The sequence below is a fragment of the Collinsella sp. 4_8_47FAA genome, from assembly GCF_000763055.1.
GTDB lineage: Bacteria > Actinomycetota > Coriobacteriia > Coriobacteriales > Coriobacteriaceae > Collinsella.
The window spans coordinates 1-16,786 of sequence record NZ_KN214134.1; the positions used below are offsets into that span (position 1 = coordinate 1).

At 58.5% G+C, this 16,786-nt stretch carries 11 protein-coding genes and 2 tRNA genes; 1 reads left to right on the top strand and 12 read right to left on the bottom strand.

What is annotated here, in order from left to right:
* Positions 1 to 597 precede the first annotated feature (597 nt).
* The 10 genes from HMPREF9463_RS00005 to HMPREF9463_RS00050 form a co-directional block, all read right to left on the bottom strand.
* Positions 598 to 670 (bottom strand) — tRNA-Lys (locus tag HMPREF9463_RS00005).
* Between the two features lie 28 nt (positions 671 to 698).
* On the bottom strand, positions 699 to 1,979 hold the full coding sequence (locus HMPREF9463_RS00010; protein WP_035136479.1) for an aminopeptidase: 1,281 nt from the start codon (positions 1,977 to 1,979) through the stop codon (positions 699 to 701).
* Positions 1,980 to 2,068: 89 nt separating this feature from the next.
* Positions 2,069 to 2,644, bottom strand: coding sequence for an ABC-2 transporter permease (locus HMPREF9463_RS00015; RefSeq protein WP_035136480.1), 576 nt, complete (start codon positions 2,642 to 2,644; stop codon positions 2,069 to 2,071).
* A complete protein-coding gene (locus tag HMPREF9463_RS00020) occupies positions 2,645 to 3,523 on the bottom strand; it encodes a phosphoribosylaminoimidazolesuccinocarboxamide synthase (protein ID WP_035136481.1) in 879 nt (292 codons plus the stop codon).
* Positions 3,524 to 3,641: 118 nt separating this feature from the next.
* Positions 3,642 to 5,207, bottom strand: coding sequence for a sensor histidine kinase (locus tag HMPREF9463_RS00025; RefSeq protein ID WP_035136482.1), 1,566 nt, complete (start codon positions 5,205 to 5,207; stop codon positions 3,642 to 3,644).
* Positions 5,208 to 5,218: 11 nt separating this feature from the next.
* Positions 5,219 to 5,941 (bottom strand): response regulator transcription factor, encoded by a 723-nt coding sequence (locus tag HMPREF9463_RS00030; protein WP_006236208.1) that lies wholly within the window; start codon positions 5,939 to 5,941, stop codon positions 5,219 to 5,221.
* Between the two features lie 153 nt (positions 5,942 to 6,094).
* Entirely contained in the window at positions 6,095 to 7,306 is a 1,212-nt protein-coding gene (locus HMPREF9463_RS00035) for a twin-arginine translocation signal domain-containing protein (RefSeq protein ID WP_035136485.1), read from the bottom strand.
* Positions 7,306 to 7,569, bottom strand: a complete 264-nt coding sequence (locus HMPREF9463_RS00040; protein ID WP_006236206.1) for a TIGR03905 family TSCPD domain-containing protein — start codon at positions 7,567 to 7,569, stop codon at positions 7,306 to 7,308. Before HMPREF9463_RS00040 ends, HMPREF9463_RS00035 begins: the two co-directional genes overlap by 1 nt.
* A 128-nt stretch (positions 7,570 to 7,697) precedes the next feature.
* The gene (purB, locus tag HMPREF9463_RS00045) at positions 7,698 to 9,044 is read right to left on the bottom strand and encodes an adenylosuccinate lyase (RefSeq protein ID WP_035136489.1); all 1,347 of its coding nucleotides are present in this window, start codon (positions 9,042 to 9,044) and stop codon (positions 7,698 to 7,700) included.
* Between the two features lie 425 nt (positions 9,045 to 9,469).
* A tRNA-Gly gene (locus tag HMPREF9463_RS00050) sits at positions 9,470 to 9,544 on the bottom strand.
* A gap of 297 nt (positions 9,545 to 9,841) precedes the next feature.
* Between HMPREF9463_RS00050 and HMPREF9463_RS00055 the strand changes: the two genes are divergently transcribed.
* Positions 9,842 to 13,273 carry a SpaA isopeptide-forming pilin-related protein gene (locus HMPREF9463_RS00055; RefSeq protein ID WP_035136490.1) on the top strand — a complete coding sequence of 1,144 codons (3,432 nt, stop codon included), beginning with the start codon at positions 9,842 to 9,844 and terminating at the stop codon, positions 13,271 to 13,273.
* 66 nt (positions 13,274 to 13,339) lie between these two features.
* Here the strand turns inward: HMPREF9463_RS00055 and HMPREF9463_RS00060 are convergent, their stop codons facing one another.
* Together HMPREF9463_RS00060 and HMPREF9463_RS00065 are read right to left on the bottom strand one after the other, a co-directional pair.
* Positions 13,340 to 13,558: a hypothetical protein gene (locus HMPREF9463_RS00060; protein ID WP_022094153.1), complete on the bottom strand. Its 219-nt coding sequence runs from the start codon at positions 13,556 to 13,558 to the stop codon at positions 13,340 to 13,342.
* A gap of 21 nt (positions 13,559 to 13,579) precedes the next feature.
* The gene (locus HMPREF9463_RS00065; RefSeq protein ID WP_035136492.1) at positions 13,580 to 16,726 is read right to left on the bottom strand and encodes a hypothetical protein; all 3,147 of its coding nucleotides are present in this window, start codon (positions 16,724 to 16,726) and stop codon (positions 13,580 to 13,582) included.
* Between the last annotated feature and the right edge of the window lie 60 nt (positions 16,727 to 16,786).

Genomic DNA, 16,786 nt, shown 5'->3' on the forward strand with positions numbered 1-16,786 from the left:
AACTGGTGTGTCCATCCTCGCAGTATCCGGTTCTCAAGGTGCACGCCCCGCGGCTGATCCGGTCCGACCGGGCCGCGCGGCAAGGAGATATATTGCCAGACCGGAGGGGCCCCGGGGGCGGGAATCGCGCACTCCATATTTTGTTCACAAATGAATAGGTCCCTCAGTCGCATCACTGAGGTTAAAACTGAAGCATTGGCTTCTGATATTGGCGATGACCAGCTGTTTTATGTGTATTGAGACATCGGTCATCTCTGGAGCGCTACTTTACTCCAAAGGCATCAGTTATTTGTTTCCCATCGGTAAAAGGCGGGTTTTGTTCGCCAAGCGTTCTTATATATAGATAGATACGGGTTCGAACCCGTGCACCGGCAACAAAAAAGCGACCAACCGGAGTCGATCGCTTTCTTTTCTATGGTGGGCCGTCAGGGGTTCAGCCTGCTTCGCAGGCGGCCGCTGCGGCGCTTTCGCGCCTTGCGCGCTGCGCTGGCAAACGCTCACGCGTTTACTCAGCTCCGCGCCCCGACGGGTTCGAACCCATGAAAGGGCGACAAAAAAGACGGCCAACCGAAGTTGACCGTCTCAACAATCTTTGGGTGGGCCGTCAGGGGTTCGAACCCTGGACCTTGGGATTAAAAGTCCCCTGCTCTGCCAGCTGAGCTAACGGCCCGCGGGTGGCATTGTACCACGGTCTGGGACTATTCCCAACTCCATTGGCCGTTCTGGAAAATCACAACTTCACGTCCATCAGGCGTAATGCCCGTAATATCGATGTCGTCCGTGCCGATCATAAAATCGACGTGCGTGCTCGAGACGTTAACGCCATGCTCCAGGAGCTCCTCCTTGGACATGTCATACCCACCCTCGATGCATTCGGGGAAACCGACACCTAGCGCGAGATGGCAGCTAGCGTTCTCGTCATAGAGCGTGTCATAGAACAGAACGCCGCTTTCGCGGATCGGAGTGTTCTTGGAAATGAGCGCGACCTCGCCCAGATGAGCGGCACCTTCATCGGTGTCAATAATGCTCGCAAGCGTTGCCTTGCCCACGCGGGCGTCGTAGTCCACCACGCGGCCGCCCTCGAACTTAATCCAAAAATCTTCGACTTTATTGCCGTGGTGGATGAGCGGCATGGCCGAGTACACGATACCGTCGGCGCGCATGCGATCGGGCGAGGTGAAGACTTCCTCGGTGGGAATGTTGGGGAAGAAGGGGTGTCCATCGGGCGTCTTGCCCTTGCCGCCGGCCCACTCGTGACCCTTCGTCATGCCAATCGTCAGATCGGTTCCATTTGCCGCGGTGTAATGCAAGTAGTCGAAACGATTGTCGTTCAGGAAACGCAGGTTCTTTTCGAATGCGGCGTCATGGAGTTCCCAGTCGCTCTCCGGGTCCTGGCCATCGGCGCGCGCGGTGTGCAGAATCGCATTCCACAGTTTATAGATTGCAACCTCATCGGCGTCTCCTGGGAACACCTCGTGCGCCCAAGCCACGACCGGAGCGCCGGCGATGCACCACGGATTGATGTTGTAATCCAGTCCACGGCGGAAAACTTTGCACTGCGTATTCCTCGCCTTTGATGCCGCGGCCGGCTTGGCTGGATCGATGCCCTTGAGGGCCGCAGGATCCGCACCTTCGATAAAGACAAAGCAGGCACCATCCTGGGCCAAGGAATCCAGCTGCATGCGCTTCCACTCGGGTGTCTGCTCAAAATAGCTTTTCTCGACATGCTCGTACGTGAGCCTCGTCACGGCATCATCGGCCCAAATGACCGTCACGTGGCCGGCGGCGGCAGCATAGGCCTCCGCGACCACCACGCGCGCAAACGGCGCGCACTCGACCGGAGACTGAACGACGACCTCCTGGCCGGGCTTGACGTTTACGCCCTTGCGGACGACCAGGCGCGCGTAGTTTTTAATCTTGGGCTCCAGGGCCTTCATGCCCTCCAGAGCCTCTTCGACCGTCAGGGCAGCTCGAATCATGTGCCACTCCATCTATCTATAGAACAGTAAAAAGGCGCGCCGCAAAAACGACGCGCCTTATATCTTAGCGATAAGTATGTATGCAAACGCTACTTCTTCTTGGAGTCCTTCTGGTCCTCCTCGGCAGCCGCGCGCTCAATAAGAGCGTTGAGCTTGTTCTCGGACATGCCCTCGGCCTGCGCGCGGTACATGTTGCGCAAGGGACGAATACGAGCGAAGTCGTAGATAAAGTCACCTAGGATGATGACATAGGACAAAACGATGCCGACCATCTGGACAGGGCTGGACACCATGCCAGCGGGAGCGAAGTACAGCGAGGCCCAAATTGCCACGACGAGCACCATGCCAATGGCGAGCACAATCCACCAGATGCGACGGCGCTTGGTGTAGTCCTCGTCCTGCTTGAGGAGGATATTCGACACCGTATAGATGCGGTCCTCCTTGGCGCGCTGCTTGGCCTTGCGGGCGCGCTTCTCCTCTTTAGAGAGGCCCTCGAGGTTCTCGCCCTTCTCGAGCTCTTTGCGGCGTGCCTTAGACGAAGCCGGCACGACGCGAACGGAGCTCGCTGCTTGGCGGGCGGGCTTAGCAGATGCGGCAGACTTGCGCGCAACCCCGGTAACTTCGTGGGATTGCGTGCGCTTGTTCGTGGCGCTACGGGTACTCACTTATGCGTTCTCCTTCATGCTTGTGAACTGGGAGCCGGTGATGATCTGGAAGGCCTCGCGATAGCGCTCGGACGTGCCATCGATGACCTCGGCGGGCAGGTGCGGGGTCTCCCCCGTCATATCCCAGTTGGCCTTGAGCCAATTGCGGACGAATTGCTTGTCGTAGCTAGGCTGGATCTTGCCCTCCTCGTAGCTGGCAGCAGGCCAGAAACGGCTGGAGTCAGGCGTGAGGCACTCGTCGATCAGCGTGACCTTGCCATCAATAACACCAAACTCGAACTTGGTGTCGGCAATGATGATGCCACGGGTCGCGGCGTACTCGGCAGCGGCCTTGTAGATCTTGAGGGAAAGGTCACGAATCTGCGTGGCGATGTCCTCGCCCACGATCTCGCAGCAACGCTCGAACGAGATGTTCTCGTCGTGGTCACCGATCTCGGCCTTCGTGGACGGCGTGAACAACGGCTCGGGAAGCTTGGAAGCCTCGGTCAGGCCCTCAGGCAGCTGGATGCCGCAGACGGTGCCGTTCTCGTCGTAGGTCTTCTTGCCCGAACCGGTCAGATAGCCGCGGACGATGCACTCGATAGGAATCGTCTGGGCCTTCTTAACCAGCATGGCGCGGCCAGCGAGGTAGTCACGATACTCAGCAAACTCCTCGGGGAAATCCGCCGGGTCGATGGAAACGAGATGGTTGGGGACGATGTCGGCAAACTTATCGAACCAGAATGCCGAGATGCGATTGAGCACCTCTCCCTTAAACGGAATCTCGTCGGGAAGAATGAAGTCGAACGCAGAAATGCGGTCGGTGGCGACCATCAGCAGGTTTTCACCGGCATCGTAAATATCACGAACCTTGCCACGGGAATCCGGACGACGCTCCATCGTTGTCACGTGAGTCACTCCTTACCTAAATACGACAGAAATGCGGGTTCTTTCCCGCATGTTTTCGCAAACTCGGAGCGGCAGGGACGCGGCCCCTCCTTCACCGAATAGCGAAAAGCTAGTGTTCCATTGTAGTAGATGCCGCGTCTGCCGTGTGCTCGCGGGGCAGATGAATTGTAAAAGTCGTACCCTTTCCAAGCTCCGACTCCACGGATATGTAGCCATGGTGACGCTCGACAATCTGCTTGGTCACGGCGAGGCCGACGCCCAGGCCGCCAGCTTCGCGGGCGCGGCTGGCATCGGCGCGCCAAAACCGCCCGAAAATGCGCGACAGATCGTCCTTGGCAATACCGATGCCGGTATCAGAAACGGCAATGCTGACGTGCCTGCGGTCACTGAGCACCGACACCACGACCCAACCGCCCTCGGGGGTATAGCGCATGGCGTTGCTCATGAGGTTGATAACACATTGCGTGATCATGTCGGGATCTGCCTCGACAACGTCATCGTGGCCCTGCGTCTCATCTGCAAAGCGCAAACGCAGGTCACGGTCGGCAAACAGGCGCTCCTGGCCATTCACAATCGATCGCACGAACGGAACCATGTCCACCGGTTCTAGATTGAGCGGAGCCGTGCTGTTTTCCATACGCGATAGGTCGAGCATCTGCTGCACCAGACGAGCCAGGCGACGCGTCTCGGAAGCAACGGTCTCCAAATGCTCATCGTCGGTGGGATACACGCCATCCTGCATGGCCTCGACCGTTGCGAGCATGGCCATAAGCGGCGTGCGAAGCTCGTGTGCAACGTCTGAGGTCAGGCGCTTCTCGTGTTTCATATCCTTCTCGAGCGAAGTGGCCATCTCATCGAAGGTCTCACCCAGCTGATCGATCTCGTCATCACCGCGCAGTCCCGTGCGAGCCGACAGGTCGCCGTCACGGATTTGCTTTGCGGTACTGGTGATGCGATGAATCGGCTTGGTGAGCATGCGCGACACGAGCGATCCGATAACGACCGAAATGCAGATTGCAACAACCGCGGCGAGGGCCATGGCGTTAAAGGTCTTCTCCCTAAACGCAGAGTCCGCCTTGGTGAGCAGAGCGTCGGAGCCGATGGCCCACAGCTTTACCTGTCCGACATGCTCGCCGGAAGACGTTACAATCTCGACGTTAGCAACGCTATCGGAGTCGGTTGGAGCAGACGAGACCGGGCTATGCGATGCCCTCTTGCCGCTCGTGTCGTCGGTCGTAGCCTGGTTTTCGCGTACATCGGCGGTGGCGCTTGCCGAGGGCCAGGAATCGTCATAAACGATCACGCCCTTTTTATTGACGACCTGCATGCCCAGATCGTCGGAAACCAAACTCGACGTTGCGACCGTGCGCAGTTCTCCCGCGGTCCAAGAGCCGTTTTCCTCATATGAGGTCGCCAACTTCTCGGCAGCGGAATTTGCGATTTCGACGATATTGGAGCGTGTGTAATCCGAAAAGACCGTGCCCCACACAACAGAGACAACGCCCACCAGCACCAATACTGTCATGAGCGATGTCAGAGCAAAAGCAAGTGCCATGCGCGAGGGATAGCTCATCGTTGGCCGTGAATCGGAACGAGGCGTGTTCCAACTAGCCTTGGAACCCGCCTCGCTCTCCTGCTTGTGCTTTTGTCCGATTTCAAAGCGCGCAGGTGTCATATGTGATTTCCCTATTTCTCGTCCGACTTATCGGTCTTGGCCGGAGCCTCGAAGCGATAGCCGACACCATGGACGGTGTAGAGCCACTTGGGCTTCTTGGGATCATCGCCCAGCTTGGCGCGAAGATTCTTCACGTGGCTATCGATGGTGCGCTCATAGCCCTCAAAGTCATACCCGAGCACTTTCTCGACCAGCTCCATGCGGTTATACACACGGCCGGGATGGCGGGCAAGCGTGGTGAGCAGCTTGAACTCGGAAGCCGTCAGATCGACTTCCTTGCCCTCGACCAAGATCTTGTGGCCCGAGATATCGATGACCAGATCGCCGAAGTCGAGTACCTCGACGGCGGGCTCGTCGGCCTGATGGGCGCGGCGGAACAGAGCGCGAACGCGGGCGACGAGCTCGCGCGGCGAGAACGGCTTAATCAGATAGTCGTCGGCGCCGAGCTCAAGACCGATAATACGGTCCTCGATCTCGCCCTTAGCCGTCAGCATGATGATGGGGACATCCGAGGTATCGCGAATGGTGCGGCAAACGCGCTCGCCGGGAATCTTGGGGAGCATAAGGTCGAGCACGACCAGGTCGAACTGATGCTTCTCGAACTCCTCGATCGCGGACTGGCCGTCGCCGACGCCCACAACCCAGTAGCCTTCGCGCTCGAGATAGGCAGCGACGGCGTCACGGATTGCCTTCTCATCCTCGACCAGCAGAATCTTTTTTGCATCTGAAGCCATAACACGGCCCCCCTGTCTCAATTAGCTAAGAACAAGCCCATTTTAACGCACCTGAGCCCGCCGGATGCCGCTATGACGCGGCAGCTCGGCGGGCGGTACTCACAATTACAACGCGTTTATTCCCCTGTTGGCGCCTTTTTAACCCCTCTAAGCTTAAAGAGAGAATAGACGTGCAGTGACCGTCTCTGGTATACCCTGGCTGTTGCGCACCGTGGCGTACGTAAGGAATGAGTCCGATTTTCCCGCCGTAGCTGGATAATCGCCATACTCCAAAGCGCGGTCGGGCGACAGCAGCGAGCCATAGGTCTTGGCAGAGGTGTCGATCAGGAAATGCGACGCCTGTACCTTAACAAGGTATTTATTCTTCTTGCCAGCCGCACATGCGAGCGGCTCGCGGGACAGGAAGAGGTACGGCCCTCCCTCATTACCGATATATGTGCCCATATTGCCCAGGCTGCCCACGCCACTATAGGCCGCCTCGATAGAAAACACGAAGGTATCGCCCATATATACGGCCTCGAAAGGCGAGACTGACGAGGGAAGGACTAGCTGGGCACGTTTGGTGTTGTTGCCGTCGGTCAGATCGATTGCCGTTATGCCGTAGTAGACGCCCTCGTCGTTGCGGACACGCGGCGAGATGGTCAAAATGCCGTCGCTCGCGCGCGGGGCCGATGCAAAGCGGCCCGTCGATTTCCAAATTACCTCGGCCTTGGATTCATCAAGCGAGCGACGATAGCAAAACGAATCACTACTCGTTTTATTGCCGCCTGCCGAAGGCATTTTATACCAGATGACTGATGCCCCGAACGCCGTAAACAGCGGCGGATCGTAGTCCTTGCCACCTCGATCGAGCTCAACCACGTCGCCAGAGAGCGAAGCGCCCGACAGATTTTGAGCGTAGAGCTTCCACGATGAATTGGCAAAGTTCATCTCAACCCACGCGAATACGCCGTCGCCGGCACGGACATCGTAGAATGCATATCCCGTGCCCTCGATAGGATCCTCGATTAATGTGGTAAGCGAGCCATCGCCCAGGTTGAGCACACCGAGCGTGTTGGCGTGCAGTGCCGATGCGGGCGCCATCATTGCCGCGGCGTAATCGCCGTCGCAGTAGTACAGCAGCGTACCCAGAGGCAGCGTCCACGACGCCGCCGGCTCAAGATCGATGTCGACTGCCTCGTACTCATCCGTAATCGAGATGATTTTGGAATCATCCTTGATAACCTGCGGCTCGCCGGCGGCATCATCGCTGGTGCCCGTTTTTTTCGAGCATCCGGCAAGCACCGTGGCAGCGCCCGCGGCAGCCCCACCGAGTACAAAGCCGCGACGCGATATTCCGTTCTTGATGTGATCGGCGATACCCATTAGGCGATCTCGGTGCGAGCGGCCTCGATAGCGCGTGTAAGCTGGTCGGCGCAGGAGGTCTTTTTCATACCGCAGGTATTACCGGCGAGAACCTCGATTACGCGATCGGCAGGAGCGCCCTCGACCAGCTTGGAGATAGCCTTGAGATTGCCGTCGCAGCCGCCGGTAAACTCAACGCCCATCACCTTGTTGCCGTCATCGGAAAGATCAAGGTGAATATTGCGAGCACACACGCCCTGAGGCTTGTAATCAAACGAAATCATGCGATCCCCTCTCAGAATGTTATTCGAGACGACTATTATCCCCGTCTTTCCCTAAATGCAACGAGGCGCTTTGCCGGCAACACACATTACCAGCAAAGCGCCCTAAAAAGCTAACGTTATGCCCGAACCTACTCGAAGCTCAGCTGCTCCAGACGATCAAAGACCGTGTCGATACGGGTGAGGAAGTCCCACGGATCAAAGATCTCGTCGAGCTTCTCCTGACTGACGGTGCAGCGCGGGTCGGCCTCGAGACGCTCCTTAAAGGTGGGGCCGGAGACACAATCCTGTACCTCGTGCCAGGTTGCCATAGCGTTCTCCTGCACAATGGCGTACGCGTCCTCGCGGGTGATGCCCGTGTCGACGAGGGCGAGCAGTACCTTGGAAGAGAAGATGAGGCCGCGGGTCTTATTGAGGTTGGCCATCATGCGGGCGGGATACAGTTGCAGGCCGTCGATAACGCGAATGAGGCACTGGAACATGTGGTCGAGGGCGATGAAGCTGTCGGCCTGGGCGACGCGCTCGGCAGAGGAGTGCGAAATGTCACGCTCGTGCCACAGGGCGACGTTGTCGAAGGCAACCTGCGCGTTGGCCTTCACGACGCGCGACAGGCCGCAGACCTTCTCCATGGTGATGGGGTTGCGCTTGTGCGGCATGGCGGAGCTGCCCTTTTGACCCTTACGGAACGGTTCCTCGGCCTCGAGTGTATCGGTCTTCTGCAGATTGCGAACCTCGGTAGCGATGCGCTCACAGGTGGCCGCGGCGGTGGCGAGAACGCCGGCGAGGTAGGCGTGATGATCGCGGCTAATAACCTGCGTGGACAGCGGGTCGTGAACCAGGCCCAGGTGCTCGCAGACATATTCCTCGACAAACGGCTCGATGGAGCTGTACGTGCCGACAGCGCCCGAGATGGCACCAAAGGCAACGTTCTTGCGGGCATCCTCAAGACGGTCCAGATCGCGCTTGAGCTCCCAGGCCCAAGAGCCAAACTTCATGCCAAAGGTCATCGGCTCGGCATGGATGCCATGAGTGCGGCCGGCGCAGAGCGTGTTGCGCTCCTCGAAGGCGCGACGCTTGCAAATCTCGCCGAGCTTCTTGACGTCCTCGATGATCAGGTCGCAGGCCTGGGTGAGCTGGTAGCACAGGGCCGTGTCGCCCAGATCCGAGCTGGTCATGCCATAGTGAACCCAGCGGCTGGGCTTGGGGTCGCCCTCGGGAACATCGGCATCGATGTATTCCTTCATGTTGGTCAGGAAGGCAATGACGTCGTGGCGCGTGACTTCCTCGATCTCATCGACCTTCGCCTTCTCAAAGTTGGCATGGTCGCGGATCCACTGGGCCTCGTCTTTGGAAATACCGATCTTGCCGAGCTCCGCCTGGGCCTCGCAGGCCAGAACCTCGATTTCCTGCCAAATGGCGTACTTGTTCTCGAGGGAGAAGATGTGTCCCATCTCCGGGCGGGTATAGCGATCGATCATAGCGGCTCCTTTTTGGTTATTGGCACGTTGGTCGTAACCCAACCATTGTACCGTGCGCAGGTGCAAGTATGGGCAGCAGGCATTAACCTAACATTTTGGAATTGGAGCGAGCATGGGGACGTCCGCGCATTTGCTTCGCAAATACGCACCGGCTGCGGTCGGCAGACCCGGTCCGCGCACACGCACGGGCACAGCGGGTTGGACCCGACGTTCCCGAGGTCCCCCGTACTCGATGGAGCGGGCAACGGGACATCCGCGTATTTGCTTCGCAAATACGCACCGGCTTCAGGCGCCTGTCGGCGCCTTCGCCTGCTCGCTACAAACGCTTCGCGTTTGCTTAACGCTCGCACCCTGGCGGGTTCGAGTCCCGGCGCTTGGTAGTAAAAAGCACGGCAACGTAACGCTGCCGTGCTTGTGCTTTTTACTGGAGCGGGCAACGGGACTCGAACCCGCGAGTGTCAGCTTGGGAAGCTGATGCCTTACCACTTGGCGATGCCCGCTTGTGTGTTGGCTAGTATAACGCGGTTGTCTTGTTCGATACAAGGGTGGCGATGCTTGTTTTAGCTGTGGAGATTCGTTTGAAAATCGCGTCAATTGTGGAGATGAGGACCTTTGACCTCCTGTTCTCCCTATCTTCTACCTGCGCTTTTGCTTGATTGTTGTATTTGAGCTCAATTTGTCAGGAATTGGGCAAGCTTTTGGTCAGGCTCCGGTACTTACCCGCATGAACCTCGGGGGTAGCCTCATCCTACGCGTCGCAGCCTCCCCATGCGGCGCACGAGGGATAAGGAGCAGCCATGTCCAACGCACCCACGCACTCTGTCCACAGCGCAATCGCAACAGGTCCGCTGCTCCTGCTCCTCTTCCTGCTTTTCGGCTGCCTGGCACCGAGAGCCGCATTTGCCGTCGATGGCTACGACCAACTCGGCTTCCGCACTATTAGCGATGATTGTGGGCCCTTCTTCATCGGCAAGTATGAAGCTCAAGACGCCTCGATTGCCTACTGCATGAACCAGGAGCGCCCCGGCCCCACCAAGCCGGGCGGCCCATGGCTCAACTTTGATCAAGGCTGGGTGTGGCTCGACGACGAGTTTGCGGCAATCGTTTGTCACGGATATCCTACCGCCACGTCGTTTGGCGGTTACCATCTTTCACCCGATCGCGCCCGCGCCGCAACCCAGCTTGCCGTATGGATGCTCAACGGCACTACCCATGTCGACGGTACCTATTCCTACACGACCGCTCAGGGCAAAACCAAGAGCGGGCACTTTACCGCCGACAATGAAGTCGTGGCGGCTGCGCGGTGGCTCCACGACAACGCAAAATCAGGAAGCATCAAAGCCGCTCCGCACCGCGCGCGGCGCTATCTAGGAGCCGTATCGGGCGGCAGGAAACGTCAAGACATGCTCTATGTACTGCCGGCAGTCTCTGTTTCCTTCAAAAAACAGTCTGCAAACGCCGCCATTACCAGCGGAAACAATACTTATCAGTTTGACGGGGCAACATTCGATATTTTTGAGAGCGCCAGCGGCGCGCATGTCGGCACCGTCCAGATGGACAGCAACGGTCGAGCGCAAGCAACACTTCTGCCCAACACGGCATACTACCTAGTTGAAACGAAGGCGCCGGCCGGCTATGTCCCCCGCCACGATCGTATTGCCTTTACCACGGGGAATGACGGCGGGCGGGTCGCCATTGATGAACAGCCCGGCACCATCAACCTGCGTATCGTAAAACTCGATGCCGCGACGAATGCCGGCCACCAGGTGGGAGCTTCGCTCGCAGGAGCAGAGTTCACGTGTGTGTCGCAATCAACCCCTGGATGGGCACAAATCCTCACGACCGACGAAAGCGGTCGGGCCACCCTCGCCGATGTCCCCTTAGGAACCTTTACCATCTACGAATCAAAAGCCCCCGAGGGCTACCTGCCATCCAACGACAGCTGGACCTATACCGTTGGAGCCGACCAGCTCGGCGATTCAGGCGTGGTCGAGATCGAATCTCGCGTTTCCAATATCCCCATTGCGTTTAACCTTGAGATTTCCAAATTCAAGGATTACGGCAATAGCGACCAATCCGGCCTGGAGCAGCCGGCGGGTGGTGTTGTCTTTGAGGTTGTCAGCAACAGCTCTCAGCAGGTTGTTGGCACACTGACCACAAACATCTATGGCTTTGCCTCCACCGAAGATCAGCCCGAAGCATGGTTCGGCACAGGCAAGCGACCCTCCGGTGTCCACGGAGCCGTCCCATACGACCGTGCCGGCTACACGGTTCGTGAGGTTCCGGAAACCGTCCCCGAGGGTTTTAAACGTGCAGGGGAATGGACCGTCGGGGCAAATCAGATTTCCGACGGCGCCGAGCTTCAATATATCGTGGACAACCACGCTCTGTCGACGCATCTCCAGATTGTAAAACGCGATGCCCAAACAGGCGCTTCTGTTCCCCTAGCCGGATTCACCTTCCAACTCCTCGACAGCAATCACGAACCTGTCTCACAAACTTGCTGGTATCCAGCACATAACGTAATGGACACCTTTACGACTGACGCGACCGGGACCGTCACACTGCCAGAATCGCTCGTGCCGGGCACCTATTATGTACGCGAAACCTCGGCCAAAGAGCCCTATCTTGTCAGCGAAGAAATCGAGGTAAACATACCCGCCGACATGAACCTAACGCCCGTTGCAATCGCCTCGTATTATGACCGCGCCGCGACCGGAAATATCAGGATCGTTAAAACCGATGCCGTAGACGGCAGCAGCCTCGCGGGCGCCATCTTTGAGATCCGTGCCTCGGGTGATATCGTGCGCCCCGACGGTAGCATTGCCGCACTCGACGGTGAGACTGTCGCTACCGTCACGACGGATGAAACTGGAGAAGCACGCGCGGACAACCTCCCACTGGGATCTGGCACCGCACGCTACGAGGTTGTCGAGACTCAAGCGCCGGCAGGCTTCTTGCTCGATCAGACAACCCATATTGTCGACCTTACTTATGCCGACCAGAAAACACCCGTTGTAGAAGCACGGCTTAACGTATCCGACGATTACACCAAGGTTGATATCTCCAAGGTCGATGCAAGCGGTGAGCAGGAAGTAGAAGGCGCACGGCTCACCTTATATGGTCCCGATAAAACCGAAATAGACTCCTGGACCTCATCCGACAAGCCACACCGCGTCGAACATCTTGCACCCGGCACCTACTCGTTGCGCGAAATGATGTCTCCGCGGACCTATGACCTTGCCGAGGAGATAACGTTTGAAATAAAGGATACGGGAGAAGTCCAATCCGTCGCGATGAAGGATGCGCCCATCGAGATCAAGGGGCAGGTCGACAAGCGTCAGGAACTTGTCCAACCTATCGAAAAGGGCCTGTTGGCTAACGGCGATGGTAAAAACCGTGCCGCGATGCAAACCAATACGGATGGGCTTTTCTCCTATACCATCGACGCTCGAAACAATTCAACTACCTGGGTTGATGAGTTTACAATTACCGATGATCTTGAGTGTGCCGAGGACGATACGGCGAGATTCGTCTCAATCGAAACCCCCGTCGCCATCGGCGACCTCAACGGTCTGTGCAACGTGTGGTATCGCACGACGCCGTTGGACTCGACAGACGTCGATGAGCCGGCAAACGCGACACTTGACGATGGGCACGAAAATCCTTGGCTTGAGTCCGACGAAGTAAAGGAAAGTCTGGGTGAGGATTGCCGCCTCGTCGATTACGACGGCTGGCACCTCTGGAAGGCGGATGTCTCGACCACGGAATCCACCACACTCGAGGCGAAAGAACTCGACCTTGCGTCCAATACCGTCGTAACGGGCATTCGCATTGAATACGGTGCGGTAGCCGCCGGCTTTACGACTCGAAGCGATGCGGATTCTTGGACCCGCGATGATCTCAAAGATGAGCACGACGACCTTGACGATGCCAAAGCAATCCTTGGCACAGACGCTCGGGGCGCAATCGTGCACATGCAGGCGACGTCGGCTTATACGCCCCAAACCGCACTCACCAACAGCGCGCGCGTCGATCTTTGCCGCAATGGTGGCGGCGATAAACTTGAGTCACATGACGAGGACAGCGTTATTCAACGCTGTACCCTACCGCAGGACCTACCGGCAACAGGATCAGTTCCCATCGCCGCTTGCATCACCGCGCTCCTGACCTCGGGTGCCGCAGCCCTATGGTTCGCTCGCCTTAGGTCGATCCCAAAGAAGCGCTAGCGCGATGAAAAAGCGGGCGAGCCAGTCCCCTGGCTCACCCGCTTTCAATCATGTAAATCGCCGTATCTACTCTGCAGACGAAGATCCACCATCAACGATTGCCTGCTCGGACTCAGGAATCCCATCGGCACCCGTGCTCTGTTCTTGCTCCACCTCTTCGCTGATTGCGGAGGCGGGGGTCGAACCCTTTGCACCCACGATGTAGGCAGCCCCAAATCCTAACGCAATGGCAATCAAGGTCAAAATCACGTAGACAGGCCAATGGCGCTTAATATACGAAAACACGTTGACTCCTTAGAGCTCCGTCTACGAACGGCGGATAACCTCGGTCACGACCTCGGATACCGTAGCAATGTTCGTCGGGTTGACATTGTGGGGCAGGTCGTCCTCGGTACGAGCGCAAGCCAGACGCGTGCCGTCCACGCCGGCGATAGTGAGGGCTCGGCGGCTCGCCTCGAGCGCGGCATAGGCATCGGTCTTGGCATAGGGCATCTCGAGCGCGCCACAATCGACATGGAACGACTTGCACACCTTGCTGACCAGGTTCATGATGCGGCGATCGCCCTTGAGCAGCTGCTGTTCGCCCTCAACCGTCACCACCGAAAGCCTACCGGCGCCGACGGATTCAAGATTGATAAAGAATACGCCGCGGAGCTTATCGCGATGCGAAGCCAAGAAGGCCTTCATGCCGGCGCCATCACAATCCGAGGCGCCCGTTGCCACAAACCAGATATCGTGACCGAGCAGCTCATCATCGCCCATAGAGGCGACAGCCGAGAGCATATCTTCGGAAGAAGCGCCGTCGGAAGACGTAGCGCCGCCCTTCCAGCCATCGTTATCGTCCTCGAAATTATCCCACGAACCGATGCCGCGACCGGACTTCTTGGCATCGTAATCGTCTTCGACGCCCAGCCAGTCACTCATGCTGTCCTGCTCGTTTTTCTTTTTACGACCGAACAGACCGCCCAGGCCGCGCTTACGAGACTTGGGTGCCGCCGGGGCGGGAGCTGAAATGGTCTCGATCGGCTGCGCGCCCGACGCGACGGGCATAGGAGGCGCAACGGGTGCCGATGTGGGTTCGGGACCTTGGGCGGTAGCAAAGGGGTCGTTGACCTGGGCAGAGGGATCGGGGAGGTCGAACAGCGACGTGCGAGACGCAACGTTTGCCTGCTTCATAGACGGCAGCGACGGATCGGGGACCGAAGCCAGCGGAGACGAGGAAGGTGCAGGCGACGGTGCCGACGCCGGATCGGGAACATTCATCTGCGGACGCGGCGATGCCTGGGAGGAAATCTGGGCCATAAGGGAATCGACCGTTTCGTCCTGGGTGGGAGCAACATTGGCAACCGTGGCACCGGAACCACTCGGGGTCGGCATGGTGAAAATCTGCGTGGAGTAAGGCCTCGACTCATCCGTCTCGGGAGTCTCGGAAACCGCAGACACTTCCTCCTGCTCGACCTCGGTCGAATCATCTTGCTCGGCTACCGCGTACTGCTCTTCGTCAGAGTTGGCCTCGACGGGCTCGTCCTCAGCAGCATCCTGAATTTCGGCAGCATCAATGGGCTCGTCATCGTCTGCCACGTCGTCCTGCTCATCGGAAGCAGGAAGGGGCTCGGCAATCGCGGTGCCTTGCTTTTCAAACGTTATCGTGGAATCGAACTGCGCGGCATCAAACGACATGGTGCTATCGACGTGCTGCTGGGCCTCGAAAGACGTTGTAGCTTCGGCGGCGTCGACGGGCACGGACTGCATAGCCTCGTTCTGCTCGAACTCTTGCGCCGCGAGCTCACGTGCCGCCTCGGCTGCCTGCTGCTGAGCGATAGCCTCCTGCTCGGCAGCCTCGCGTGCGGCAGCGCGCTTCTCCTCGAAATCGTCGACAAATTTCTTGCCCTTTGCAAGCGCACCCTTAAAGAAGTTGGAAGCGCTGGCGCCAATCGACGAGAACGCCGATGCAATGTCGGCATGGGGCGTTGCCGCGGGAATCTCGGCCGAGAAATCAGTATCGCTCTCGTAAGACACGCGCCTCGGCTGTTCAACGTAATCGTCGTCAGACTCGTCCGCAACGTCTTGCGCCGGCGCGGCGGGAGCCAAAATGTCCAGTCCTGCCGCGGGATCGAACGCGGACACTGCCTCGGGCTCGGCAACGGCAGCGGTAACCGCGGCAGACTCATCATCCACGGTGACAGCGGGCGCAGGCGCAGTCACGACGGGGGCAGGCTCGGGCTCAAACGTCGGCTCCTCGCCCTCCTCGTAATCGAGCGTGCAGGACTCGGGAAGCATTCCGAGCGCACGGATGGCATCCGAACCAAAGCGGATGTTGCCGGCGGCATTGCGATAGAGCTTGGGCTCGGGCTCGGCCGCGACAGGCTCCTCCACCGGCTCGGCAGCGGAAACCTCGTCATTGAACTCTTCAGCCTGGACAGCCTGATTCTGATCCTCGGGCACGATGGCGCCAATCAGCGTCTCGTCGGCAGACGCACCCTCAAAGCCCTCGATCTGCTCGTCGAAAGCCTCACCCTGTTCGGGTTCGGTCCGAGTGTCGGGAGCAATCGGCTGACCGAACTCGTCCTCGGCGCAGGTAGGCTCTTCGTACTCGATGGTGTTACCGTAGTCGTTTTGCTGCTGGGCCGCGGCATACTCCGCCGCTGCACGCGCCATTTCCTCGGCACGACGCTTTTGCTCCCCAAAATAGGTATCGAACGGAACATCGTCGGGAAACTCGTTTTCACCCTGGAAGGAAGCAACGTTGTCCATAACGCCGAGCATAGCGGCGACAGAAGACTTGTTGCACACCGCGCCGGACGTATAGGGAAGAATATGGCGGTTAGAGATGATGTTTGCCGCGTTGGCAAGTGCAACGAGGGAAGCGAGGATCGCGACAATCCACAGCAGAACCTTGAGCGCGCCGGGGAGCGGCAGGATACGCAGGATGGCAACGGCAGCGGGGGCAACCGTGGCAACGGGCAACAGCTTGGCGATGAGCGCACGATACGAAGCATAGGGCTCGCGGGCGAGCAGCTCAGCACGGGGAGAGTCGTAGTGTGCGACAACGACCACCGGGCGGTTACGCGGGGACGCGAGCGGGCCCGAGGCCTTGTGGTAGGCGATGACATTTTGGCTCACGCCCGTCTTGCCCAGACGCGAAACCACGGGGTGGCCCGTGCGCTCGAGCACGTAAAGAACGGCGCCGACAATAGCCAGCAAGGTGCCGACCAAGCCGATACCGGCGCCGATGCCCATCAGCAGGGCGCCGGCAAACGCAAGAATACCGGTAACGGCAAATGCCAATCTACTGGGCGCCGGGGCATTGAACTCCTGAACCTCGGGATCAAAGCCGTGGTTGCGGAAGATCTGAGCGATATCCTCGGCAGCCAAGCGCTCTTCTTCGCTGCATGCCGGCGTAATGCCGGTGTTCTGCAGCAGGTGGTTAATATAGTTCTGGGTGTTCGCCATGTGCGCTCCACATCCATAATCCGACAAATAGGCCCAATGCATGCACATTAGAACCGTATA

What these genes read in the sequence shown, in the direction of transcription:
- HMPREF9463_RS00040 (WP_006236206.1), bottom strand. Translation starts at nt 7,569, where the DNA reads ATGATTTCGTTTGATTACAAGCCTCAGGGCGTGTGTGCTCGCAATATT.
- HMPREF9463_RS00025 (WP_035136482.1), bottom strand. Translation starts at nt 5,207, where the DNA reads ATGACACCTGCGCGCTTTGAAATCGGACAAAAGCACAAGCAGGAGAGC.
- purB (WP_035136489.1), bottom strand. Translation starts at nt 9,044, where the DNA reads ATGATCGATCGCTATACCCGCCCGGAGATGGGACACATCTTCTCCCTC.
- HMPREF9463_RS00010 (WP_035136479.1), bottom strand. Translation starts at nt 1,979, where the DNA reads ATGATTCGAGCTGCCCTGACGGTCGAAGAGGCTCTGGAGGGCATGAAG.
- HMPREF9463_RS00065 (WP_035136492.1), bottom strand. Translation starts at nt 16,726, where the DNA reads ATGGCGAACACCCAGAACTATATTAACCACCTGCTGCAGAACACCGGC.
- HMPREF9463_RS00030 (WP_006236208.1), bottom strand. Translation starts at nt 5,941, where the DNA reads ATGGCTTCAGATGCAAAAAAGATTCTGCTGGTCGAGGATGAGAAGGCA.
- HMPREF9463_RS00035 (WP_035136485.1), bottom strand. Translation starts at nt 7,306, where the DNA reads ATGGGTATCGCCGATCACATCAAGAACGGAATATCGCGTCGCGGCTTT.
- HMPREF9463_RS00055 (WP_035136490.1), top strand. Translation starts at nt 9,842, where the DNA reads ATGTCCAACGCACCCACGCACTCTGTCCACAGCGCAATCGCAACAGGT.
- HMPREF9463_RS00020 (WP_035136481.1), bottom strand. Translation starts at nt 3,523, where the DNA reads ATGGAGCGTCGTCCGGATTCCCGTGGCAAGGTTCGTGATATTTACGAT.